The following is a 427-nucleotide window of genomic DNA, read 5'->3' as shown; positions in this document are numbered from 1 at the left end:
TATCTGACGGCGCTGATCTACCTCATCGCCCGGGGCAAGGGGATGGCCGAACGGGCGCAGGCCGCGGCCGTGGCCGCCAGGCAGGAGACCGACGAGTACATCAGACAGGCTGCCGGCCGGTCGCCGGCGCAGGAGATCGCCGACGCCAAATCCCTGCTGGATTCGGGGGCCATCAGCCCGGACGAGTACGAAGCGCTGAAAGCCAAGGCGATGAGTTACACCGTGCCGCCGACGGGACAGGAGTCCCGGTAGAACGTCGACCACTACCCCATCACTGTGGACTGGGTTACACACTGTATTGATCGCGCGTCAATCCGTAACGGAGTGATCCGGTCGCTTTCACAGTTTCCCCTGGAGACTCATAGCCGACGGCCCGCCGGGCCAAATCGGTTGTGAATCGCTATAACTCGTGCCGCAACGACGCGGC

At 63.9% G+C, this 427-nt stretch carries 1 protein-coding gene; it reads left to right on the top strand.

The annotated features are described in order from the left end of the window. A partial coding sequence (locus H7I41_RS00815) for an SHOCT domain-containing protein (RefSeq protein WP_264010649.1) occupies positions 1–252 on the top strand: 252 nt, incomplete at its 5' end. Positions 253–427: the final 175 nt, after the last annotated feature.

Source organism: [Mycobacterium] manitobense, assembly GCF_025821665.1.
In the GTDB taxonomy this organism is placed as follows: Bacteria; Actinomycetota; Actinomycetes; order Mycobacteriales; family Mycobacteriaceae; genus Mycobacterium; species Mycobacterium arseniciresistens.
Note: the sequence above shows the minus strand (reverse complement) of the source record. Positions and strands in the feature narration are given on the sequence as shown.